Source organism: Actinomadura sp. NPDC000600, assembly GCF_040492135.1.
GTDB lineage: Bacteria > Actinomycetota > Actinomycetes > Streptosporangiales > Streptosporangiaceae > Spirillospora.
In genome coordinates, this window is record NZ_JBEUPD010000029.1 from 86,901 (window position 1) to 107,577 (window position 20,677).

The following is a 20,677-nucleotide window of genomic DNA, read 5'->3' on the forward strand; positions in this document are numbered from 1 at the left end:
GATGGGCGGCACGGCCTGGTACGACGACGCGGCGGGCCCCGTCGTCCGCCCGTACGCGCTGACCCGAGGCCGGACGCACTACGACGGCGTCGAGTTCGACCTGGTCGCACTGATCGTCGCGGCCGACCCGCCGGAGCCCGCGGACGACCACGCACTTCCGGCGGCCCCATGGGCACCGGAGCCGGAACATGACATGATCCTGGAGCTTTGCCGCACCCCGTTGTCGGTCGCCGAGATAGCGTCGGATCTGGAACTTCCCCTCGGGGTCGTCCGTGTCCTGCTCGGCGACCTGCTCGACCACTCGCTGATTCAGGTCCGGCGCCCCGCGCCGGTGGCGCAGTTCCCCAGCGAGCGCGTACTCAAGGAAGTGATCGATGGAATCCGTGCGCTCTGACGCGGTCGCCCAGCAGGGCGACTCGGCGCTGACGGTCAAGATCCTCGTGGCCGGCGGCTTCGGCGTCGGCAAGACCACCCTGGTCAGCGCGGTCAGCGAGATCCGCCCGCTGCGGACCGAGGAGGCGCTGACCGAGAAGAGCATCGGGATCGACGACACCACGGCCGTCGCGTCCAAGACCACGACCACCGTGGCGATGGACTTCGGGCGCATCACCCTGCCCAACGGCCTGGTGCTGTTCGTGTTCGGTACCCCCGGCCAGGACCGGTTCTGGTTCATGTGGGACGAACTGGCCAAGGGCGCGCTCGGGGCGGTCGTCCTCGTCGACACCCGCCGCCTCGCCGACTGCTTCGCCTCGGTCGACTACTTCGAACGCCGCGGCGTCCCGTTCATCATCGGGGTCAACCGCTTCGACGGGGCCGGCCAGCACTCGGCCGACCAGGTCCGCGACGCCCTCGACCTGTCCCCGGAGATCCCCGTGATCTCCTGCGACGTCCGCGACCGCGAGGACGCCAAGCGCGTCCTCATCACTCTGGTCGAACACATCATGCGAACGATGAGCTCAGGCCGCCAGACGGTGTCCTACTAGCCAGACGCAGAGGGCCACGGCCCCGCTCGGTGCGCGCATGCGTACCGGGCGGGGTCGTTGCTTGTGTGCGGCTTTGTCCTCTGAGTGGGGAAAGTTTAGATGATCTGGTGAAAAGGTCTTCTCAAAGCGGCGAAAGCGGGTTACGGTCTCGGCCATGAGACCGGCGTCACATGGCGCCGGGCCCGTGATTCCCGAGAGGACGGCGTGATGCGCATGTCGGCTCGTCCGCAGAACGTGCATCAGGCACGCCTGCTGCGGCTGCTGCGTGACGAGGGGCCGCGCTCGCGCGCCGAGCTGGGCGACGTGGTCCGGCTGTCGCGGTCGAAGCTCGCCGTCGAGCTGGACCGGCTCGTCGAGCTGGGCCTCGTGGAGGGGGCCGGGCTGGCCGCGTCGCGCGGCGGGCGGCGGTCCGGGATCGTCCGGCTGTCGCCGAGCCTGCGGTTCGTCGCCTTCGACATCGGCGCGACCTCGATCGACGTCGCGGTGACCGACGGCGAGCTGGAGGTCCTCGGCCACGTGAGCGAGCGGTGCGACGTCCGGCAGGGCGCGACCGTCGTGCTGGACCGGGCCCTGGACCTGCTCGGCAAGCTGCGCGACGAGGGGCTGATCCCGCAGGTGCACGGGACGGGCATCGGGGTGCCCGGGCCGGTCAGCTTCCGGGACGGCATGCCGGTCGTCCCGCCGATCATGCCGGGCTGGGACCGGTTCCCGGTGCGGGACGCGATTGGCCAGGAGCTCGGCTGCCCGGTGCTCGTCGACAACGACGTGAACCTCATGGCGCTGGGCGAGCTGCACGCCGGGCTCGCCCGGTCGGTGGACGACTTCCTGCTCGTGAAGATCGGCACCGGGATCGGCTGCGGCATCGTGGTCGACGGCGCCATCTACCGCGGCGTGTCCGGCAGCGCGGGCGACATCGGCCACATCCGGGTCGATGACGACGGCCCGATCTGCGCCTGCGGCAACGCCGGGTGCCTGGAGGCGTTCTTCGGCGGCGCGGCGCTCGCGCGGGACGCGGAGGCGGCGGCGCGGTCCGGGCGCTCGCCCGCGCTCGCGGCGCTGCTGGAGGCCCACGGGGAGCTGGCCGCCGAGCACGTCGGCGAGGCGGCCGCCGCCGGCGACCCGGCCGCCGTGCAGATCATCCGGGAGGGCGGCCGGCACGTCGGCCAGGTCCTCGCCGGGCTCGTCAGCTTCTTCAACCCCGGCCTCGTCATCATCGCGGGCGGCGTCGCGGGCCTCGGCCACGCGCTGCTCGCCGAGATCCGCAGCGTCGTGTACCGGCGGTCCGCGCCGCTCGCGACCGGCAACCTGCCGATCGTGCTGTCCGAACTCGCCGGCGCCGCCGGAGTGGTCGGCGGCGCCCGGCTCATCAGCGACCACGTCTTCTCCGCGTCCTGACCCCCTGCCCGGCCCCCGAGGAGGCCCGATGGGCTCGACCGAACCCGAACCGCTGCTGCGGATGCGCGGCATCGTGAAGCAGTTCCCCGGCGTCCGCGCCCTGGACGGCGTCGACCTCGACGTCCGCCCCGGCGAGGTGCACTGCCTGCTCGGCCAGAACGGCGCCGGCAAGTCCACGCTCATCAAGGTGCTCGCCGGTGCGCACCAGCCCGACCAGGGCGAGATCGTGTTCGGCGGGGCGCCGGTGCGGCTCGCCGGACCCACCGCCGCCATGCGGGCCGGGATCGCCACCATCTACCAGGAGCTGGACCTCGTGGACGGCCTCTCGGTCGCCGAGAACATCTTCCTCGGGCACGAGAAGGCCCGGCTGGGCTTCACGCGCCGGGGCGAGGCCGAGGGGGCGGCGCGGGAGCTGCTCGGCCGGCTCGGGCACGGGGAGATCCCGCCGCGCCGCGAGGTCGGCCGGCTGCCGGCGGCGGGCAAGCAGGTCGTCAGCATGGCCCGCGCCCTGTCGCACGACGCCCGGCTCATCGTGATGGACGAGCCGTCCGCCGCGCTCGCCCACGACGAGGTCGCCAACCTGTTCCGCATCATCCGGGAGCTGACCGCCGCCGGCGTCGCCGTCGTCTACATCTCGCACCGGCTGGAGGAGATCCGCGAGATCGGCGACCGGGTGACCGTGCTCAAGGACGGCCGGTCCGTCGCGGGCGGGCTGCCCGCGCGGACCACCTCCACCGACGAGATCGTGTCGCTGATGACCGGGCGCGACGTGGAGTACGTGTTCCCGGAGCGGCCCGAGCCCGAGGACGGCCGCCCCGAGGTGCTGCGGGTCGAGGGCCTCACGCTCCCCGGGGCGTTCGAGGACGTGTCGCTCACCGTCCGCGCGGGCGAGATCGTCGGGCTGGCCGGACTCGTCGGGTCCGGGCGCTCGGAGATCCTGGAGACGGTCTACGGGGCCCGGCGCCCCGCGCGGGGACGGGTGCTCGTGGACGGCCGCCCGGTCCGTCCCGGCGACACGGGCGCGGCGGTGCGGCGCGGCATGGGCATGGCGCCCGAGGAGCGCAAGAGCCAGGCGCTGCTGCTGAACGAGACCGTCGCCGCGAACGTCACCGTCGCCTCGCTGCCGCGCTACGCCTCGTTCGGCTGGCTCATCCGCCGCCGCGAGCTCGCCGACGTGCGGCGCCAGATCGAGGCGCTCGACATCCGGCCGCCCGACCCGCGCCGCCCGGTGGTGACGCTGTCGGGCGGCAACCAGCAGAAGGTCGTGCTGGCCCGCTGGCTGCTCGGCACGACCGGCCTGCGGCTGCTGATCCTCGACGAGCCCACCCGCGGCGTGGACGTCGGCGCCCGCGCCGAGCTGTACGCGGTGATCCGCGAGCTGGCCGGGCGGGGGATCGGGGTGCTGCTGGTGTCCAGCGAGGTGCCCGAGGTGCTCGGGCTCGCCGACCGCGTCCTCGTCGTCCGGGAGGGGCGCGTCGTGCACACCGGCGACGCCCGCGACCTCGACGAGGGCGCCGTGCTCAACATGATCATGGAGGGGAGTGCCCTGTGACGGACACCTTTCACTCCGGAGGGTCGGCCCCCCGGACCGAGAAGGACGCTGGCGGGCACGGCGGGGCACCGACCCGGCCGGCCGGCAAGAGCGGGAGCGGCGGGCCGTGGCGGCCGTTGCGCCGGGGCGGCGCCGCGGAGGGCCGCGAGATCCACCACCTCGGGCTCGTCGCCGCGCTCGTGCTGCTGTGCGCGGTCGGCGTGGCGACCAAGCCGGACAACTTCGCGACGTCGGGGAACGCCGTCGGCATCCTCGCGCTCGCCGCCACCATCGGCGTGATCACCGTCGGCCAGACCTTCGTGATCATCGGCGGCGGGATCGACCTGTCCGTCGGGTCGGTGATGGCGCTGGCGTCGGTGTGGGCGACGACCGTGGCGACGCAGTCCTACGGCCCGGCGGTGATGGCGCTGTGCGCGATCCTCGTCGGGACCGGCGCGGGCGTCGCCAGCGGGCTGCTGATCTCCTACGGGCGGCTGGTCCCGTTCATCGCCACCCTCGCGATGCTCGTCGCGGCGCGCGGGCTCGCGCAGCGCATGTCGGACCGCAGGACCCAGCTCGTCCGGCCGGAGAACGACGCGATCGAGGCGCTGTCCACCACCAAGGTGCTCGGGCTGCCGCTCGTCGTGTACATCTTCGCCGCGGTCGCCGCCGCCGGATGGCTGCTGCTCAACCGCACCACGTTCGGCCGCCGGACGTTCGCGGTGGGCGGCAACCCCGAGGCGGCGCGCCTGGCCGGCATCGACGTCCGCCGGCACACCCTGCTGCTGTACGCGCTGTCCGGGTTCTGCTGCGGCATCGCCGCGATCATCATCATGGCGCGGACCACCACCGGCTCCAGCACCCACGGAGACCTCTACGAGCTGGACGCGATCGCCGCCGTCATCATCGGCGGCACGCTGCTCACCGGCGGGCGCGGCACCGTCATCGGGTCGATCCTCGGCGTGCTGGTGTTCACGCTCATCACCAACCTGTTCATCCTGAACGGCCTGGACACCAGCGACCAGCTGATCGCCAAGGGCGCGATCATCGTGATCGCCGTGCTGCTGCAGCGCCGCGGCCTCCGCTCGCCCACCTGACCCGCACGCCCACCCGGCCCTTTCGCCCGCGGCCGTCCGGCACCGTCCGGCGGCGACCGACACCCCACCCCCCACGTCCGGCGCCGCGCGTCCCGGGGAGCGCGCGGCGCGGGACGACCCATCCCTTGATCAGGAGCACGTCATGCGTGATCAGAGCCCTCGTCCCACCCGCAGAGGCGTCCTGTTCGGCGGCGCCGTCGTCGCGGCGGGCAGCCTCGCCGCGGCCTGCACCAGCAACAACGAGAAGGACGACCCGAGCCCGGCGGCGCAGGCCGGGTCGCTCGGCGGCGACAACGACAAGCCGGGCAAGCAGGTCACCATCGGGTTCTCCGCGCCCGCCGCGGACCACGGCTGGATCGCGGCGATCGCCAAGAACGCCGAGGGCCAGGCCAAGAAGTACAAGGACGTGACGTTCAAGCCGGTCGAGCCGACCAACGACATCAACCAGCAGATCTCCGCCGTCGAGTCGCTGATCCGGGCGAAGGTCGACGTGCTCGTCATCCTGCCGAACGACGGGGAGCAGCTGAACCAGGTCGCCCGCAAGGCGATGGACGCCGGGATCCCCGTCGTCAACCTCGACCGCGTCTTCCCCGACAAGCTGTCGTACCGGACGTGGGTCGGCGGCGACAACTACGGCATGGGCGTCTCCGCGGGCCACTACATCGGCAAGAAGCTGAAGGACAAGGGCGTCGCCAGCCCGGTCATCCTGGAGATCCAGGGCATCGCGACGCTGCCGCTGACGCAGGAGCGCAGCAAGGGCTTCGCGGACGCGCTGAAGTCCTACGGCTTCTCCGTCACCGCCAAGCAGGACGCGAAGTTCACGGTGGAGTCCGGCAACCAGGTCGCGAGCAACCTGCTCCAGGCGCACAAGAAGATCGACGCGCTGTGGAACCACGACGACGACCAGGGCGTCGGCGTGCTCGCCGCGATCAAGCAGTCCGGCCGCAAGGAGTTCTTCATGGTCGGCGGCGCGGGCTCGGCCAACGCGATGCGCGACATCAAGTCGGGCGGCGGCGTGCTGGAGGCGACCGTCACCTACCCGCCGACGATGGCCGCGTCCGCGATCAAGCTCGGCCGGCTCATCGCGCAGGGCAAGGGCATGGCCGACCTGGTCGAGCTCCAGGTGCCCCAGTCGATCACGCTGGCCTCCGAGACGGTCGCCAAGAACAACGTCGACACGTACATGCCGCTCGGCTTCGAGTCCTGAGCGACGGGGGCGCCGGCGCGTCCGCCCGCGGGCGGGCGCGCCGGCCCGGGGGTCCGGGGCCCGCTCCCGGAAGACGACACAGAGAGGTGAGCTGACATGACGACCGTCGGAGTCGGGATGGTCGGGCACGCGTTCATGGGACGCGCCCACTCCCAGGCGTGGCGCAGCGTCGGGCCGTTCTTCGGGCCGCCGCTGACGCCCGTCATGACCGCCCTGGCAGGACGTTCCGCCGAGCGCGCCCGCGCCGCCGCCGAGGCGCTCGGCTGGGCCTCGGTGGAGACCGACTGGAAGGAGCTGCTCCGCCGCGACGACGTCCAGCTCGTCGACATCTGCACGCCGGGCGACAGCCACGCCGAGATCGCGGTCGCCGCGCTCGACGCGGGCAAGCACGTACTGTGCGAGAAGCCGCTCGCGAACTCCGTCGCCGAGGCGGAGGCGATGGCCGCCGCCGCGGAGCGGGCGCGCGGGCGCGGCGTCCGGTCGATGGTCGGGTTCAACTACCGGCGCGTCCCGGCCGTCACCCTCGCCCGCAGGCTGGTGGGCGAGGGGCGGATCGGCGCCGTCCGGCACGTCCGGGCCCAGTACCTGCAGGACTGGCTGGCCGACCCGCAGGCCCCGTTCACCTGGCGGATGGACCGCGACAGGGCCGGGACGGGCGCGCTCGGCGACATCGGCGCGCACATCATCGACACCGCGCAGTTCGTCACCGGGCAGTCGCTCGTCGGGGTGTCGGCGGTGATGGACACGTTCGTCCCGGAGCGCCCGCTGCCGGGCGGCGGCACGGCGCAGGTCACCGTGGACGACGCGGCCCTGTTCGTCGGCCGCACCGACGGCGGCGCGCTCGCGTCGTTCGAGGCCACCCGGTTCGCCACCGGCCGCAAGAACGCGCTGCGGATCGAGGTCAGCGGCTCCTCCGGCGCCCTGGCGTTCGACCTGGAGTCGCTGAACGAGCTGTGGTTCTACGACCGCGAGGAGGACGGCGCGACCGCCGGCTTCCGGCGGATCGTCGTCACCGAGCCCGTCCACCCGTACGTCGACCGGTGGTGGCCGCCCGGTCACATGCTCGGCTACGAGCACACGTTCACCCATCAGGCCGCCGACCTGCTCACCGCGATCGCGGAGGGCGTCGACCCGCGCCCGTCGTTCGCCGACGGGCTGCAGGTGCAGCGCGTCCTCGCCGCGGTCGCCGCCAGCGCGGCCTCCCGATGCTGGGCCGAAGTCGAAGGGAGCGAATGATGACACGACCGGTCACGCTGTTCACCGGCCAGTGGGCTGACCTGCCGTTCGAGGAGGTCTGCCGGCTGGCGTCCGGCTGGGGCTACGAGGGCCTGGAGATCGCCTGCTGGGGCGACCACTTCGAGGTCGACAAGGCCCTCGCGGACGACGACTACGTCCCGCGCAAGCTGGAGACGCTCGCCAAGCACGACCTCAAGGTGTGGGCGATCTCCAACCACCTCGTCGGGCAGGCCGTCTGCGACAACCCCGACGAGCGGCACAAGGCGATCCTGCCGGAGCGGATCTGGGGCGACGGGGAGCCCGAGGGCGTCCGGCGGCGCGCCGCGGACGAGATCAAGGACACCGCGCAGGCCGCCGCGCGGCTCGGCGTCGACACGGTGATCGGGTTCACCGGCTCCTCGATCTGGCACACGGTCGCGATGTTCCCGCCCACCCCGGAGGCGATGGTCGAGCGCGGCTACGCCGACTTCGCCGAGCGCTGGAACCCGATCCTGGACGTGTTCGACGAGGTGGGCGTCCGGTTCGCGCACGAGGTGCACCCGAGCGAGATCGCCTACGACTACTGGACGACCGTCCGGACGCTGGAGGCGATCGGGCACCGCCCCGCGTTCGGGCTGAACTTCGACCCGTCGCACTTCGTGTGGCAGGAGCTCGACCCGGTCGGCTTCCTGTTCGACTTCCGCGACCGGATCTACCACGTCGACTGCAAGGACACGAAGGTCCGCACGGGCGACGGCCGCCGCGGCCGCCTGTCGTCCCACCTGCCGTGGGCGGACCTGCGGCGCGGCTGGGACTTCATCTCCACCGGCCGCGGCGACGTCCCGTGGGAGGACGTCTTCCGCGCCCTCAATGCGATCGGCTACGCCGGGCCGATCTCCGTCGAGTGGGAGGACGCCGGGATGGACCGCCTCCAAGGCGCCCCTGAGGCCCTGGAGTTCGTCCGCGGCCTCAACTCCATGGAGATCCCGACGGCGTCGTTCGACTCCGCGTTCTCCTCCGACTGACCCCGCGGTGCGCCGTCCCGGCGAGGCCACGCGCCGGGACGGCGCACCGCCCCCTCAGGATGCGGGCCGCGCGCCGAGCCTGTGCGGGGCGTGGTCGGTGACGAACCGCTCCAACTCGGACGCCGGGACGCCCATGGGCGGGACGATGATGAGCCGGTCCACTCCCAGCTCGCCATACTCCCGGACGAACCCGGCGTCCGGGGGACGGGGCGGGCTGATCGAGACGTGCAGGGGATCGCGGCCCGCCTCGTCGGTGAGGGCCCGCAGCCGTCCGATCGTCTCCGCGGCGGCACGGCGCCCGAGCATCCACCCGTACCAGCCGTCCGCGTGCCGGGCGGCCCGGCGCAGCGCGGCGGGGCTGTGGCCGCCCGCCACGACGGGGATCGGCCGCTGCACGGGGCGCGGGTGGGCGTCCACGCCCCCGAAGTCGACATGGCGGCCGTGGAAGGTCGGCTCGTCGTCGTACCAGAGGGAGCGCATCGCCGCGAGGTGCTCGTCGGCGCGGGCGCCGCGCCCTTCGGGGGAGACGCCGACCGCGCGCATCTCCGGCTCCAGGTACCCGGCGGCCATGCCGAAGACGAGCCTGCCCCCGCTGAGCACGTCGAGGCTGGCGAGCTGCTTGGCGAGGACGAGCGGGTTGCGCTGCGGCAGGACGACGACCCCGGTGCCGAGCGCGATCCGCTCCGTGCGTCCCGCCAGGTGGGCGAGGGCGACCAGCGGGTCCAGGAACGGCGCGTCCGGCTCCGCGGGGGACGGCTCGACGCGCGGGCGCGGCAGCACGACGTGGTCGCCGGCCCATACCGAGTCGTATCCGAGGTCCTCGGCCAGGGCGGCGATGCGGGCGGCGACCTGCGGCTCCGCGCAGGCGTACATGTTGACGGCGAAGAGTCCGAGAGTAGGTGCCATCCGTAGATAATCGAACTTTTCTATGATCGAGTCAACCGATGATCGAACGGATATACCCTGCTGCCATGGCGGAGGGTTCCATGCGCGACGGGCTGCCGGAGGGGCTCGCGTCCCTGGCCGGCTTCCAGCTGTCCAAGTGCGGATGGTGGCTGGAGCAGCGGCTGGAGGAGGAACTGGAGCCGCTCGGGATCCGGGTGCGGCACTTCCTGGTGCTGGCGATGCTCAGCACGTCCGAGACGCTGTCGCAGCAGGAGATGGCCGACTGCCTGCTGCTCGACCCCACGCTGATGGTCGGGCTCGTGGACGACCTGGAGGCGCGCGGCCTCTGCGAACGCACCCGGGACCCGCGCGACCGCCGGCGGTACCGCGTCCGCGCCACCGAGGACGGCCGCGCCCTGCACCGCCGCGCGCGTACCCTCGCCGACGAGGTGGGCGCCGAGGTCTTCGGCCCGCTCTCGGACGACGAGCTGAGCACCGTGGTCCGAGCGATCGGCCGCGTCATGGAACCCTTCTGGGCCGAGCAAGCGCTCCACCCCCGCCGCAAGCGCTGAGGGCCAGGACGGCGTACCGTGACGGCAGCATCCATCGCCGCAACCACGCAACAACCTCAATGGTTGCGATCGCGTCCGAAGGCAGATTCGAGCGAAGCGAGAATCTGATCGCGCAGTGAGCCGCCAGGCGAGCCGGAGCGATGCCAGCGATCGCCCGCGTTTTTCGACGATGGAGGGCCTTCAAGGCCCGAAGGAGGAGAAAGACGCCGTGAAGTCCGCGAAATCGAAGCCCGGGGAGACTACACAGCTGACCAGGACCTCCTGGTCAGCCGCCGGGCGGGCGGCCTGCCAGACGCCGGGCGGGACGACGGCCTGCGGCACCTGGCCGCCCGCCACGTCCGCGCCGAGCGCGATCGGTTCGGGCGTCTCCTCGGGGCGGTCGCCGTCCCCGCCGAGGAGCAGGGTCAGCGGGCCGCCGCTGTGCCACAGCCACAGCTCGGCGGACCGGACGGTGTGCCAGATCGACTCCTCGCCGGGCGGCAGCAGGAAGTAGATGGCGGTGGCGGAGGCCCGCTCGCCCGGGTAGCCGTCCGGCGTGAACGCCGCGTCCGAGCGCCACGTCTCGCGGTACCAGCCGCCCTCGGGATGCGGCAGCAGGTCGAGCGCCTCGGCGGTGGCCGGGCGGTCCAGGGCGGCGACGTGCCGGCCGGCGGGGTCGCGCCGCAGGTAGCGGACGCGGGACGCGGTCGTGCGGTCGATCACGCCGCGGGCCGGCACCGCGCCGGGCGCGGGGTCCAGCGTGACGGCGACGAGCTGGCCGCCGGTGAACACGTCGTCGGCGACCGCCAGCAGCCCGGGTTCGTCGTTCGGCGCCCAGACGGCCCCCGCCTCTCGCAGGACGAAGCGGGGACCGGGCTGGGCGCGCCAGCCGTCGAGCGTCGTGAGGAGCAGCACGCTCCGAGCCTAGACGGTCAGGACGATCTTGCCCGTCACCCGGCCGGTCTCGCCGCGCTCGTGCGCCTTCGCCGCCTCCTCCAGCGGGAACACCGAGTCGATCTCGGCGCGCAGCCTCCCGGCCTCGGCGAGCGCGGCGATCTGCGCCAGCGCGTGGTGGTCGGGCTCCACGAGCAGGGTCTCCGAGCGGACGCCGCTGGTGTCCATGTCGTCGAGATTGCTGAGCACCACCGACACCAGCGTCCCGCCCGGCCGCAGCACCCGCAGCGAGCGCGGCCCGTAGTCGCCGCCGATGGTGTCGAGGACGACGTCCACGTCCTTGACGACGTCCGCGAAGTCGACGCCGCGGTAGTCGACCGGCTCGTCCACGCCGATGCCGCGCAGGAAGGCGTGCTTGCCCTCGCTCGCCGTGCCGATCACGTAGGCGCCGCGCGCCTTGGCGATCTGCACGGCCAGATGCCCGACCCCGCCCGCCGCCGCATGGATCAGCACCCGGTGGCCCTCCCGCACGTCGGCGGTGTCGACCAGCGCCTGCCACGCGGTCAGCGCGGCCAACGGCAGGGCCCCCGCCTGCACGTGGTCGATGGCGGACGGCTTGGCGACGAACGTCCGGGACGGCGCCGCGACGTACTCGGCATGGGAACCGGCCCCGAACGGGTAGCGGAGCATCCCGAAGACCTCGTCGCCCGGCTTGTGCAGCGTCACGCCCACGCCGGCCTTCTCCACCACGCCGGAGACGTCCCAGCCCAAGGTGAACGGGGGCTTGCCGAGGAAGCCGCCGCGGGCGCGGTGCTTCCAGTCGGTCGGGTTCACCCCCGCCGCCCGCACCCGGACGAGCACCTCCGTGGGTCCCGGCTCCGGCCGCTCGGCCTCGACCACCTCGAGCACCTCGGGCCCGCCGAGGACTTCCTGCCGTATCGCGCGCATCTTTTCCGTCATGGGACTAAGAACCGCGCGGCGGGCTAGTCCATTTCGGAGAGGCGCGCGGGATCGAAGGCGATGGGGTAGGGGCGGTCCAGGGCGATGGTCTCCCCGGAGCGCGCCTTGCCGGCCATCTCGTAGCGGCCGTCCCGCAGTTCCAGCAGGGTGACGGCGGGCCGCGGCTCCAGGTCGACGAGCCAGTAGTGCGGGATGCCGGTCGCGGCGTACTCGTCCACCTTGCGGACGCGGTCGATCTGCTCGTTGACCGTGCGCGGCGTGACGACCTCGGCGACGAGGAGGAGGTCGGGGCCGTAGTAGGTGCGGGTCCGGCGTTCGAGCGCCGCGCGGGCCACGTCGCGCGCGACGACGAACACGTCCGGCTTGCGGACGCCCGCCGGGGTCGTGACGTCCTGCGGGGCGCCGGCGACGTGCACGTCGGCGTCCGCCTGCCGCGCCGCCTCCTTCAGGACGGTCTTGAGCTGTTCGGCCGCGTGGTCGTGCCAGAGGTCGCCGGGCAGCTCGTTGAGCCAGCCGTCGGCGAGCTCGTACCGGCGGCCCTCCTCGGGCAGCGCGTCGAGGTCGTACAGCGTGTACGGACCGTGCGCGCGGCCGAGCGTCCCGCCCATGGATCGTCCCCCCTCACCTCGATGAACGGGCTGATCCGAATCTACTGGACGGGCGTCCGCAAAGGTCGCAGCCATGATCGCGCGTCGGGATGCGGTCGAATGTCTCGAAAGCCGAGCGGCGGCGAGTTACGATACATCGCGTCTTGACCCTCCACCCGCTGGAGGGCGCAGGCTGCGGAGGCGGAAAGCCCCGAAGGAGAGATGCGATGAGCGTCGAGCAAGACCGGGCCGCGCCCGCCGTGCGCGCCTCGGACCGCGACCGCGACGAGATGCTCGTCCGGCTCCACACGGCCTTCGCCGAGGGTCGGCTGAGCGAGTCGGAGCTGGACGAGCGCAGCGACCTGGCCCTCGCCGCCCGCACCCACGACGACCTGAACGCGCTGGCCGCCGACCTGCCGTCCGGGCGGAGCGCCCGGGAAGAGGCCGGGAACGCGCCCGCGGGCCGGTTCCAGGTCGCATACAAGGGCTCGGTCACCCGGGCCGGGCGGTGGCGGCTGCCCGAGCGGTTCACGACCGTCGTCTACAAGGGGACGGGCCTGCTGGACCTCCGCGACGCCGACCTGGACGGGGAGGTCACGACCCTGTGGGTGCTCGCCTACAAGTCCACCGTGCAGATCGTGGTGCCGCCGGGCGTCCGCGTGGAGGCCGACGGTCTGGGCGTGTCCGCGGAGGTCCGCGGCGACCCGGGAGCCGGGGCGCCGGTCCTGCGCGTCCGGGGCTATGCCTACAAGGGGGCGATCGAAGCGAAAGATCGGATATCTCGGGCGTGAGGTGATAGAACGCTCCCGCGGCCCCCATCGGCCGCCGTTCACGTGATGTCAGTACAAGGGCACCCGTGGCGCGATTTGATGGTGACTCGACTGGGACCGTGAAGGAGCGCGTGTGGCGGCGAGGACCCCGGAGCAGCACGAGGCCCGGCGGACGGCCGAGGAGGGCCCGGCGGACTCACGCCACGTGCGGCGGCGCCTCACCTTCGGCGTCGCGGGCGACCTCGCCGACATGCCCGCCACGCTGTCGCCCTGGCAGCGCGCCTACGAGGCGTGGCGGGCGGCCGGGCTGGAGTGGGGCCACGGCGCCCCGTCCCGGAGCGTCGAGCAGCGCCCCGCGAGCCGCAACGCCGTCCGCGCCGATCCCGAACGCAGCGGCGCCGCCGCCCCTGAGACGCCTTCGGCGAAGGCACCCGCCCGGTCGAAGCCAGGAGTGGCGGTGGCCGCGAGCGCCCCGCCCGCGCCCCCGGAACCGAAGGCCACGCAGCCGAATCCCTCGCAGGTCCCCGCGCGACCGAAGCCCCCGCAGCCGAACGCGGTCCGGCCGCGCCCGGTGAAGCCAGACCCGCACGACGTCCTGGTGGCCGGTCCGCCGCGGCCCCTGCCCCGCCCGGTGATGAGGTCGGGGCCGACGCGGCGGCTGCGCGCGCGTGCGGCGGTCGCGGCCGGGCTCGCCGTGGTCGCCGGCGGTGTCATCTTCGCCGTGTCCCGGGGCGACGACAGGCCGGACGGGACGGGCGTCTCCGCGCCGATCGCGGCGGGCGAGCTCTTCGCCTCCGATCCGGCGGCCACGAGCGACGGCCTCGTCCAGGACCTCACGACCATCGCCTCGGCGGGCGCGACCGTCGTCGCGGCGGGCACCGAGGGCGACGGCGTCCCGGGCCGCGAACAGACCCGCTTCCTCGTCTCCGCCGACGCGGGGCACGCCTGGTCGCTCGCCCGGCTGCGCACCGCGGACGGCTCCGCCGTCCCTCCCGGCGACACCCCGCGCCTCGTCGACGGCGGCGCCGGCCGCTGGGCGGCGCTCGGCCGGACGTCCGCGGGCGGCGTCGTGGCATGGACGAGCGAGGACGCCGCGACCTGGACGCGCCGCCCGCCCGCCGCGGGCTTCACGCCGTCCGACCAGGTGAACGATCTGGCGCGCACCGGCCAGGGCTTCCTCGCCGTGGGCGCGTCCGGCGGCCGCGCGGTCGCCTGGAGCTCGGCGGACGGGCGGGCGTGGCAGCGCGTCGACGCCGCGGGGATCACCGCCTTCGACCGCGTGGCGGCGTCCGGCAACGTGGTCGTCGCCCACGGCACGTATGGCAAGAGGGTCATCCAGAAGCGCGGCAAGAGGAAGGTCACGCGGACCGTGCGCGCCGACGGCCTCTGGCGGTCCACCGACGGCGGCCGGACGTGGACGCTCGCCGGCGTCCCGCAGGCGCAGGGCTCGTACGGACCGACGAAGGGCCTGGCGGTCGGGCCCGGCGGGTTCGCGACCGTCCGCGAGGGCAGGCAGACCACCGGCCGCAAGAAGCACCGCAGGACCAAGCGCTTCGGCGTCCTGTTCACCTCGGCGGACGGCGCCCGGTGGCAGGCCGTGAGCCGGTTCGGCGGCACGGGCGTCGACCGCTTCGACGGCACGCCCTCCGGCCTCGCCGTCATCGTCGAGGGCGCGAAGGGCGCGCACACCGTCCTGCGCAGCACCGACGGCCGCACCTGGCAGCCGGGCGGCACCGTCCCGGCGCCGGTGCGCGGCAGCGGGCTGACGGTCGCGAACGGGAAGGTCGCCGTCTCCGGGCGCCAGGGCGACGACGGCTACCTGCTAGGCGTGGACCTCCGCACCGTCCCGGGCGCCGTCCACCCGGAGCGCTCGGTCAGGTCGCTCGCCGCGGCGCCGGGCCTCTCCGTCGCGGTGGGCAGCACCAACGGCAACGCGGCGATCTGGACGGCCCCGGACGGCCGCGCGTGGAAGCGCGCCGGGTTCCCCGCCACGGCCGGCGGGCTGTCGGACGCCGTCCACGGCGGGCGCGGCTGGCTGGCGGTCGGCCGCGTGGCGGGCGCGTCCTCCGGCCCTCTCGCGATGACCTCGCAGGACGGGCTCACCTGGCAGAAGCCCGAGTTCCCGGCGGGCCCGCCGCCCGTCGCCGCCGCCGCCGGCCCGGCCGGCTACGTCGCGGTCGGGACCGGCGCGGCCTGGCGCTCGGCCGATCTACGCGCCTGGACCCGCGCGGGCCTGGACGGCGCCGCGTCCGACGTGGCCGCGACGAGCAGGGCCTACGTCGCGGTCGGCGGCCGCGGCAAGGAGCCCGCGGCGTGGACGTCGCCGGACGGCCTCAAGTGGACGGCCGCCAAGCTCCCGCCCGGCCTCACCGTGCCTCTCACCCATGTCGCCGCCAAGGGCGACACCCTGGTCGCGATCGCCGGCGACGCTGCCGCGCTGGTGTCCACCGACGCGGGCGCGACCTGGACGCGGCGCGATCTGGGAGCGGGCCTGGCCGCCACCGCCATCGCGGCGACTCCCGCCGGCTTCGTCGCGGCGGCCTCCGCGAAGGACGACGCGGTGGTCCTGGCGTCCCGCGACGGAACGGGATGGCGGCGCCTCGCCGTGCCCGGGCTCGCCGGACCCGGCGACCAGCGCCTCACCGCCCTGACCGCCATGGGGTCCACGGTCCTGGCCACCGGAACCGAGACCGACTCCCCGATCCTCTGGCGCGCCCCCGCACCCGGGTGAGGCCGGGGCGCCCTTCGGGATCCGCGGGCAGGACGGCGCGACGGTCAGCCGTTGCAGCCGCAGGAGCAGCCCTTCGCGCACGAGCATCCGCTGCCGTGTCCGCAACTACAGTCCTTTTTCGTCATGAGCGGAAAGTAACGTTCGCCGCACTGTGCGGTCTATGACCGGAGCGGCGACGTGCACCTGTCGCGCGGGAGACGGACCGCTCTTCAGGACACGGGCCGCCCCGCGGCGGGGGTGCGGGGCGGCCCGTGCCCGGTTCCGGGGGATCAGAACTCGATGTGGAAGTCCACGCCGAGCAGTACGAGGACCCACAGGAAGATCGCCAGCAGCGCGCTGATGATCTTCGCGACCAGGCCCTCGTTGATGTAGCCGCGGTCCCAGGCGATGAACACGCCGATGACCAGGTAGATGAGGCCGAACAGACCGATGTGCGGCCGATATCGGGTCGCCATGGAAGGCGTCTCCTCCCGGTGGGGGGTTGTGCCGATCGGTCGCTGCCCCACCGGCCGGGAAGAAAACCTCGGAGGCGTTCCGGACGTTACCGTTCCGTACTTTTTGGCAGCCCCCAAAATCGGGGAGCGTTATCTTCCGGCCAGCGCGATGCGGACGACCGTGGGGTCGCGGTCGCCGGCGCGGTCGGCGAACTCCGCGTTGCGGTGCACCACGTCGTACTCGTGCCGGCTCCCGCGCAGCGCCCGGCTCAGCAGGATGTGGTCGAGGTCCTCGGCGTTGCCGCCGGTGATCGCCGTGTAGCGGTCGCCCGCGGGCAGTTCCGCGGGCAGGTCGGCGAGCCCCGCGCCCGCGGCGAGGGTGCGGACCGGCGGGGACGTCCCGCGGTCGCCGAGGTCGCCCGCCACGATCACGCTGGCGCGCGCGTCCACCCTCCGGACGGAGTTCACGAAGCCCGCGACCACGCGGGCCTGCGCGTCCCGGCGCCACTGGGTGGGCTGGGCGGGCGGCTGGCGGCGGCCGAACAGCGGCTGGTCGTCGCCGGTGCGGGGGAACCACTGGTTCGCGACGACGATGATGCGGCGGCCCCGCCAGGTCAGCTCCCCGGCGATCGGCTTGCGGGTGCCGGCCCACGCGGCGTCGCCCGGCGCGATCCGCCCGGGGCTCAGCGTGAGCCCGGCCGTGCCGCCGCGCGGGACGGCCCTGACCGGGGTGACGGCCGGGTCGGGCCGCGCGGGCGGGTCGTCCGGGACGGGCTCCGACAGCGACGGCCGGTCGACGAACGCGAGCCCGCGGTCGGTGCGGAACAGGAACCCCACCCGCTCGTTGGCGCCCTTGCGGCCGTCGGCGTTGTCGCGCGGGTCGACCGACCGCCAGTCGTAGGCGGGGCCGCCCGCCGCGCTGATCGCCGTGATCAGCTGCGCGACGCTCTGGTCGTCGGCGACGGTGCCGTCGTCGTCCGCGCCGCTGTTGTCGCCGAGGCCGCTCACCGCGACGAGGTCGGGGGAGCGCAGGCCGTCCACGATGTCGCGCGCCGCGGCGTCGAACCGCGCGGCCGGGGCGTCGGGGCTCAGCCCGTCGAGCCCGACGGTGGCGACCGCGAGCTCGCCGGGGCGCTGCGCCCGGGTCGACTCGCGGGCGAGCCCGCCCGGGGCGCGCTGCGGCGTCGCGGTGAGGAGCAGCTTGTAGTCGCCGTAGGAGTAGTCGAGGACGCCGCGGTTCGCGCCGGGCAGCCGGTCGCCGACGTCCATGCCGGGGAGTGCGGCGAGCGCGTCGTCGAGGATGACCCGCTCGGGGTTGGCGTCGCCGTCGCGCAGGAGGACGCCGCCGCGGGCCGTCCGCGGCCCGGCGCCCGCGCCGCGCGAGGGCAGCACGGGCAGCTCGCCGTAGCGGGACGGACCGGCCGCGACGGCGTCGCGCAGTTCGATCCGCATGCCTTCGAGGGCCTCGTAGAAGTCGAGGGCGTCGCGGCGCGGGTCGAACGCGCCGCCGCGCTCGACGTCCCCGACTCCGCGGTCGATGACGCCCGGCGCCCTGCGTCCGCCCGGGCCGAGCGGGGTGGCGGGCGGCAGCGGCGTCCCGTGCGCGTCGACCTTGGCGGCGGTCGCGTCGATCTCGGTCCGGGTGAGCCCGCCCGACGAGCCGCCGTCCGGCCGGAACTCGCTGACCCTGCCGTCGACCCGGACCGCGTCGCCGACCGCCGCCTCCGGCCGGGTGCGGGTGAAGACGAAGACGCCCTCGGACGTCGCCGGGCTCCTGTCGGGGCGCGGGTCCTGCATCCAGAAGCCGTTGGTGGTCACCGCCGTCACGACGCCCGGCACCCCGGCGACCGCCGAGCCCTTCAGGGGGGAGAGGTGCGCGGCGCCCTGGATGTCATGGATCCGGACGGCCCGCGGCGCCGCCTGTGCCGCGGCGACCGGGACGAGCGGGCCCAAGAGCCCCATCGCGATCGCCGCCGTGGCCGGGAGCCTCAGCAGACCGTGCACCACCCGCGCTCCAAGCCCGACTCGCAGCCCGACAGAACAGACATGGATGATACGCGTCCGCGAAACATGCGGCGCGCCGTCCCGGGATGGGCGCGGTTGCGGGACGGCGCGCCGCAGATCTTGGGACTCAGTCGAACAGGACGACCTGGCGGATCACTTCGCCGTTGGTCAGGGCGCGGACGGCGTCGTTCAGGTCCTCGAAGCCGATCCGGCGGCTGATGAGGCCGTCGATGTCGAGCTTCCCGGCGCGCCAGAGGTCGACGAACAGCGGGATGTCGCGCTTGAGGTCGCAGCCGCCGTACAGGGACGCCTTCAGGCTCTTGCCGTCGAACAGCAGCGCGAACGCGGTCTGGCTCCAGTTGTCGTCGAAGGCGCCGGCGCCCACCACGATGACGTCGCCGCCGCGCCGGGTCGCGTTCCACGCCGTGGTGATCGCCGCCGACTTGCCGACGACCTCGAAGGTGTAGTCGAAGCCGGCGCCGCCGGTGAGCAGCCCCTTGGCCTCCTCCAGGCCGTCCAGCGTTGCGGTGTGCGTCGCGCCGAACTGCTTGGCGATGGAGTGCTTGGCCTCGTTCGGGTCGATCGCGAGGATGGTGGACGCGCCCGCGATCCTGGCGCCCTGGATGACCGAGAGCCCGACGCCGCCCGCGCCGACCACCGCGACCTTGGAGCCCGGCGTCACCTTCGCCGTGTTGATCACCGCGCCGACGCCGGTGGGGATGCCGCAGCCGAGCAGGGCCGCGTACTCGAACGGGATGTCCTCCGCGATCTTGATCACGCCGCGGCGGGGCAGCACGATCTCCTCCGCCCAGGTGCCGGTGCCCGCCATGCCGAACGCGGGGCTGCCGTCACCGAGCTTGAACCCCGGCTCGGAGAAGGACTGCGCGAGGTAGGTCATGCACAGGTACGGCTCGCCGCGCAGGCACTCGGCGCACTCCCCGCAGTCGGGGGTCCAGTTGACGACGACGTGGTCGCCGGGCTGGACGCCGGTCACCCGGTCGCCCACCTCCGCCACGACCCCGGCGCCCTCGTGTCCGATGACCGTCGGCAGCGCCGAGGGCAGCACGCCCGTCATGGTGGACAGGTCGGAGTGGCAGACCCCGGTCGCCTTGATCCTGACCTTCACCTGGTCGGGGCCCGGATCGATCGTCGAGACGTCGTCGCGCAGGTCGAGTTCCTTGTCGCCGACCGCATGCAGTACCGCGGCGCGTGCCATGGCTGCCTCCACTGTGCCTGAGCTGTTACCGGGGGTCTGGGGTGGGTGAACGGGGGGGGGGGGGCGGGCAGCCGTCCGGCTACTCCTCCAGCGTCAGCGCGGCCTTCGGGCACGACCGCACCGCGTGCCGCACGCGGTCCTGCTCCTCGGCCGGGACGTCCGGCTGCAGGATCTGCAGCTCGTCGTCGTCGTTGAGGTCGAACACCTCGGGGGCGAGCCCGACGCACACGGCGTTCGCCTCGCACACCAGCGGGTCGACTCGTACTCTCATCGTCTGCTCCGTTCGAGAGGACACACCCGTCAACCTACCGAATATCGTTCGGAAACGGGTGGTTCACCTCGAAAGTAGAACACGTTCCAGCTCGGTCCGGCAAGACTCGGGGTGAGACTCGGGTCTCATCCCGGCGATGTCGGATATGGTGCCCCGACGGAGGAGATCGATGACCCACACCAAGGCGTCCACCGGACCGGGGACGACCAGCGACGACGCACCGTCGGCGGGAACGCCGATGCCCGCCGAGCTGCTGCGCGCCGCGCGCGGCGCCAAGGGCTTCATGCCGGACGGTGAGGGCCTCGCCCTGTACGAGACGGGCCTGGAGTACGGCGCCCGCCTAGCCGCGACCGGGCCGATGCTGGAGGTCGGCACCTACTGCGGCAAGTCCGCCGTGTACCTGGGGACGGCCGCCAGGCTGGCGGGCACCGTCCTGGTCACCGTCGACCACCACCACGGCTCGGAGGAGAACCAGGCGGGCTGGGAGCACCACGACCCGTCCCTGGTCGACCCGAGCACCGGCCGGATGGACACCCTGCCCAAGTTCCGCAAGACGATCCTCGCGGCCGGGCTGGAGGACGAGGTCGTCGCCGTCGTCGGGCAGTCCCGTACCGTCTCGGCGTTCTGGCGGACGCCGCTGGCGCTGCTGTTCATCGACGGCGGCCACGCCGAGGAGCACGCGCGGGGCGACTACGAGGGCTGGGCTCCGCACGTCGCCGTCGGCGGGGCCCTCGTGATCCACGACGTCTTCCCCGACCCCGCGGACGGGGGTCAGGCCCCCTACCGCCTCTACCAGCGGGCGCTGGCGAGCGGCGCCTTCGAGGAGCGCCGTGCGGAAGGCTCGCTGCGCGTCCTGGAACGCGTCAGCGACGCCGACCCGCTCACCCCCGCCCACAACGAACCCGCCTGAGCCCGGACCGC

Annotated in this window: 20 protein-coding genes; 12 read left to right on the top strand and 8 right to left on the bottom strand. The window is 73.7% G+C overall.

Going from position 1 to position 20,677, the window contains the following annotated elements:
• The first annotated feature begins 1 nt into the window (after window position 1).
• The 8 genes from ABWI07_RS32560 (at window position 2) to ABWI07_RS32595 (ending at window position 8,453) form a co-directional block, all read left to right on the top strand.
• Entirely contained in the window at window positions 2-394 is a 393-nt protein-coding gene (locus ABWI07_RS32560) for a DUF742 domain-containing protein (RefSeq protein WP_200842375.1), read from the top strand.
• The gene (locus ABWI07_RS32565; protein WP_149264163.1) at window positions 375-983 is read left to right on the top strand and encodes a GTP-binding protein; all 609 of its coding nucleotides are present in this window, start codon (window positions 375-377) and stop codon (window positions 981-983) included. Before ABWI07_RS32560 ends, ABWI07_RS32565 begins: the two co-directional genes overlap by 20 nt.
• 207 nt (window positions 984-1,190) lie before the next feature.
• Window positions 1,191-2,378 (top strand): ROK family transcriptional regulator, encoded by a 1,188-nt coding sequence (locus ABWI07_RS32570; protein ID WP_353820918.1) that lies wholly within the window; start codon window positions 1,191-1,193, stop codon window positions 2,376-2,378.
• Between the two features lie 28 nt (window positions 2,379-2,406).
• Window positions 2,407-3,930, top strand: a complete 1,524-nt coding sequence (locus ABWI07_RS32575; RefSeq protein ID WP_353820919.1) for a sugar ABC transporter ATP-binding protein — start codon at window positions 2,407-2,409, stop codon at window positions 3,928-3,930.
• On the top strand, window positions 3,927-5,006 hold the full coding sequence (locus ABWI07_RS32580) for an ABC transporter permease (protein WP_235037376.1): 1,080 nt from the start codon (window positions 3,927-3,929) through the stop codon (window positions 5,004-5,006). The genes ABWI07_RS32575 and ABWI07_RS32580 overlap by 4 nt, the downstream gene beginning before the upstream one ends.
• Before the next feature lie 142 nt (window positions 5,007-5,148).
• Window positions 5,149-6,213 carry an ABC transporter substrate-binding protein gene (locus tag ABWI07_RS32585; RefSeq protein ID WP_149264161.1) on the top strand — a complete coding sequence of 355 codons (1,065 nt, stop codon included), beginning with the start codon at window positions 5,149-5,151 and terminating at the stop codon, window positions 6,211-6,213.
• 96 nt (window positions 6,214-6,309) lie between these two features.
• Window positions 6,310-7,449: a Gfo/Idh/MocA family protein gene (locus tag ABWI07_RS32590; protein WP_149264160.1), complete on the top strand. Its 1,140-nt coding sequence runs from the start codon at window positions 6,310-6,312 to the stop codon at window positions 7,447-7,449.
• A complete protein-coding gene (locus ABWI07_RS32595) occupies window positions 7,449-8,453 on the top strand; it encodes a sugar phosphate isomerase/epimerase family protein (RefSeq protein WP_353820920.1) in 1,005 nt (334 codons plus the stop codon). Before ABWI07_RS32590 ends, ABWI07_RS32595 begins: the two co-directional genes overlap by 1 nt.
• 54 nt (window positions 8,454-8,507) lie before the next feature.
• On the opposite strand, the gene ABWI07_RS32600 is transcribed toward ABWI07_RS32595, so the two are convergent.
• The gene (locus tag ABWI07_RS32600) at window positions 8,508-9,359 is read right to left on the bottom strand and encodes an LLM class F420-dependent oxidoreductase (protein ID WP_353820921.1); all 852 of its coding nucleotides are present in this window, start codon (window positions 9,357-9,359) and stop codon (window positions 8,508-8,510) included.
• A 65-nt stretch (window positions 9,360-9,424) separates the two neighbouring features.
• Here ABWI07_RS32600 and ABWI07_RS32605 point away from each other — a divergent pair, with 65 nt between their 5' ends.
• Entirely contained in the window at window positions 9,425-9,910 is a 486-nt protein-coding gene (locus ABWI07_RS32605; RefSeq protein ID WP_160161175.1) for a MarR family winged helix-turn-helix transcriptional regulator, read from the top strand.
• A 180-nt stretch (window positions 9,911-10,090) separates the two neighbouring features.
• Here ABWI07_RS32605 and ABWI07_RS32610 read toward each other — a convergent pair whose 3' ends face one another.
• The 3 genes from ABWI07_RS32610 to ABWI07_RS32620 are packed head-to-tail and all read right to left on the bottom strand — an operon-like array spanning window position 10,091 to window position 12,351.
• The gene (locus ABWI07_RS32610; protein ID WP_235037375.1) at window positions 10,091-10,804 is read right to left on the bottom strand and encodes a cupin domain-containing protein; all 714 of its coding nucleotides are present in this window, start codon (window positions 10,802-10,804) and stop codon (window positions 10,091-10,093) included.
• Window positions 10,805-10,813: 9 nt separating this feature from the next.
• Complete coding sequence (locus ABWI07_RS32615) at window positions 10,814-11,743, bottom strand: NADP-dependent oxidoreductase (RefSeq protein WP_353820922.1); 930 nt, start codon at window positions 11,741-11,743, stop codon at window positions 10,814-10,816.
• 23 nt (window positions 11,744-11,766) lie between these two features.
• Window positions 11,767-12,351: a Uma2 family endonuclease gene (locus ABWI07_RS32620; RefSeq protein WP_149264155.1), complete on the bottom strand. Its 585-nt coding sequence runs from the start codon at window positions 12,349-12,351 to the stop codon at window positions 11,767-11,769.
• A gap of 206 nt (window positions 12,352-12,557) precedes the next feature.
• Here ABWI07_RS32620 and ABWI07_RS32625 point away from each other — a divergent pair, with 206 nt between their 5' ends.
• Together ABWI07_RS32625 and ABWI07_RS32630 are read left to right on the top strand one after the other, a co-directional pair.
• Window positions 12,558-13,121: a DUF1707 SHOCT-like domain-containing protein gene (locus ABWI07_RS32625; RefSeq protein WP_149264154.1), complete on the top strand. Its 564-nt coding sequence runs from the start codon at window positions 12,558-12,560 to the stop codon at window positions 13,119-13,121.
• A gap of 112 nt (window positions 13,122-13,233) precedes the next feature.
• Window positions 13,234-15,831 carry a hypothetical protein gene (locus ABWI07_RS32630; protein WP_353820924.1) on the top strand — a complete coding sequence of 866 codons (2,598 nt, stop codon included), beginning with the start codon at window positions 13,234-13,236 and terminating at the stop codon, window positions 15,829-15,831.
• A gap of 269 nt (window positions 15,832-16,100) precedes the next feature.
• Here ABWI07_RS32630 and ABWI07_RS32635 read toward each other — a convergent pair whose 3' ends face one another.
• From ABWI07_RS32635 to ABWI07_RS32650, 4 genes are all read right to left on the bottom strand, one after another.
• Entirely contained in the window at window positions 16,101-16,286 is a 186-nt protein-coding gene (locus ABWI07_RS32635) for a hypothetical protein (protein ID WP_149264152.1), read from the bottom strand.
• A 129-nt stretch (window positions 16,287-16,415) separates the two neighbouring features.
• Window positions 16,416-18,272: a DUF8508 domain-containing protein gene (locus ABWI07_RS32640; protein WP_353820925.1), complete on the bottom strand. Its 1,857-nt coding sequence runs from the start codon at window positions 18,270-18,272 to the stop codon at window positions 16,416-16,418.
• A 124-nt stretch (window positions 18,273-18,396) separates the two neighbouring features.
• Window positions 18,397-19,485 (bottom strand): Zn-dependent alcohol dehydrogenase, encoded by a 1,089-nt coding sequence (locus ABWI07_RS32645; RefSeq protein ID WP_353820926.1) that lies wholly within the window; start codon window positions 19,483-19,485, stop codon window positions 18,397-18,399.
• Between the two features lie 79 nt (window positions 19,486-19,564).
• The gene (locus tag ABWI07_RS32650; RefSeq protein WP_149264150.1) at window positions 19,565-19,756 is read right to left on the bottom strand and encodes a ferredoxin; all 192 of its coding nucleotides are present in this window, start codon (window positions 19,754-19,756) and stop codon (window positions 19,565-19,567) included.
• A gap of 238 nt (window positions 19,757-19,994) precedes the next feature.
• On the opposite strand from ABWI07_RS32650, the gene ABWI07_RS32655 reads away from it, so the two are divergent.
• Complete coding sequence (locus ABWI07_RS32655; RefSeq protein ID WP_353820929.1) at window positions 19,995-20,666, top strand: class I SAM-dependent methyltransferase; 672 nt, start codon at window positions 19,995-19,997, stop codon at window positions 20,664-20,666.
• Window positions 20,667-20,677 lie beyond the last annotated feature (11 nt).

Coding starts and splice junctions, on each gene's coding strand:
- ABWI07_RS32600 (WP_353820921.1), bottom strand. CDS start 9,359: ATGGCACCTACTCTCGGACTCTTCGCCGTCAACATGTACGCCTGCGCG.
- ABWI07_RS32605 (WP_160161175.1), top strand. CDS start 9,425: ATGGCGGAGGGTTCCATGCGCGACGGGCTGCCGGAGGGGCTCGCGTCC.
- ABWI07_RS32590 (WP_149264160.1), top strand. CDS start 6,310: ATGACGACCGTCGGAGTCGGGATGGTCGGGCACGCGTTCATGGGACGC.
- ABWI07_RS32625 (WP_149264154.1), top strand. CDS start 12,558: ATGAGCGTCGAGCAAGACCGGGCCGCGCCCGCCGTGCGCGCCTCGGAC.
- ABWI07_RS32620 (WP_149264155.1), bottom strand. CDS start 12,351: ATGGGCGGGACGCTCGGCCGCGCGCACGGTCCGTACACGCTGTACGAC.
- ABWI07_RS32595 (WP_353820920.1), top strand. CDS start 7,449: ATGACACGACCGGTCACGCTGTTCACCGGCCAGTGGGCTGACCTGCCG.
- ABWI07_RS32615 (WP_353820922.1), bottom strand. CDS start 11,743: ATGACGGAAAAGATGCGCGCGATACGGCAGGAAGTCCTCGGCGGGCCC.
- ABWI07_RS32560 (WP_200842375.1), top strand. CDS start 2: ATGGGCGGCACGGCCTGGTACGACGACGCGGCGGGCCCCGTCGTCCGC.
- ABWI07_RS32650 (WP_149264150.1), bottom strand. CDS start 19,756: ATGAGAGTACGAGTCGACCCGCTGGTGTGCGAGGCGAACGCCGTGTGC.
- ABWI07_RS32565 (WP_149264163.1), top strand. CDS start 375: ATGGAATCCGTGCGCTCTGACGCGGTCGCCCAGCAGGGCGACTCGGCG.
- ABWI07_RS32635 (WP_149264152.1), bottom strand. CDS start 16,286: ATGGCGACCCGATATCGGCCGCACATCGGTCTGTTCGGCCTCATCTAC.
- ABWI07_RS32570 (WP_353820918.1), top strand. CDS start 1,191: ATGCGCATGTCGGCTCGTCCGCAGAACGTGCATCAGGCACGCCTGCTG.
- ABWI07_RS32585 (WP_149264161.1), top strand. CDS start 5,149: ATGCGTGATCAGAGCCCTCGTCCCACCCGCAGAGGCGTCCTGTTCGGC.
- ABWI07_RS32645 (WP_353820926.1), bottom strand. CDS start 19,485: ATGGCACGCGCCGCGGTACTGCATGCGGTCGGCGACAAGGAACTCGAC.
- ABWI07_RS32655 (WP_353820929.1), top strand. CDS start 19,995: ATGCCCGCCGAGCTGCTGCGCGCCGCGCGCGGCGCCAAGGGCTTCATG.
- ABWI07_RS32575 (WP_353820919.1), top strand. CDS start 2,407: ATGGGCTCGACCGAACCCGAACCGCTGCTGCGGATGCGCGGCATCGTG.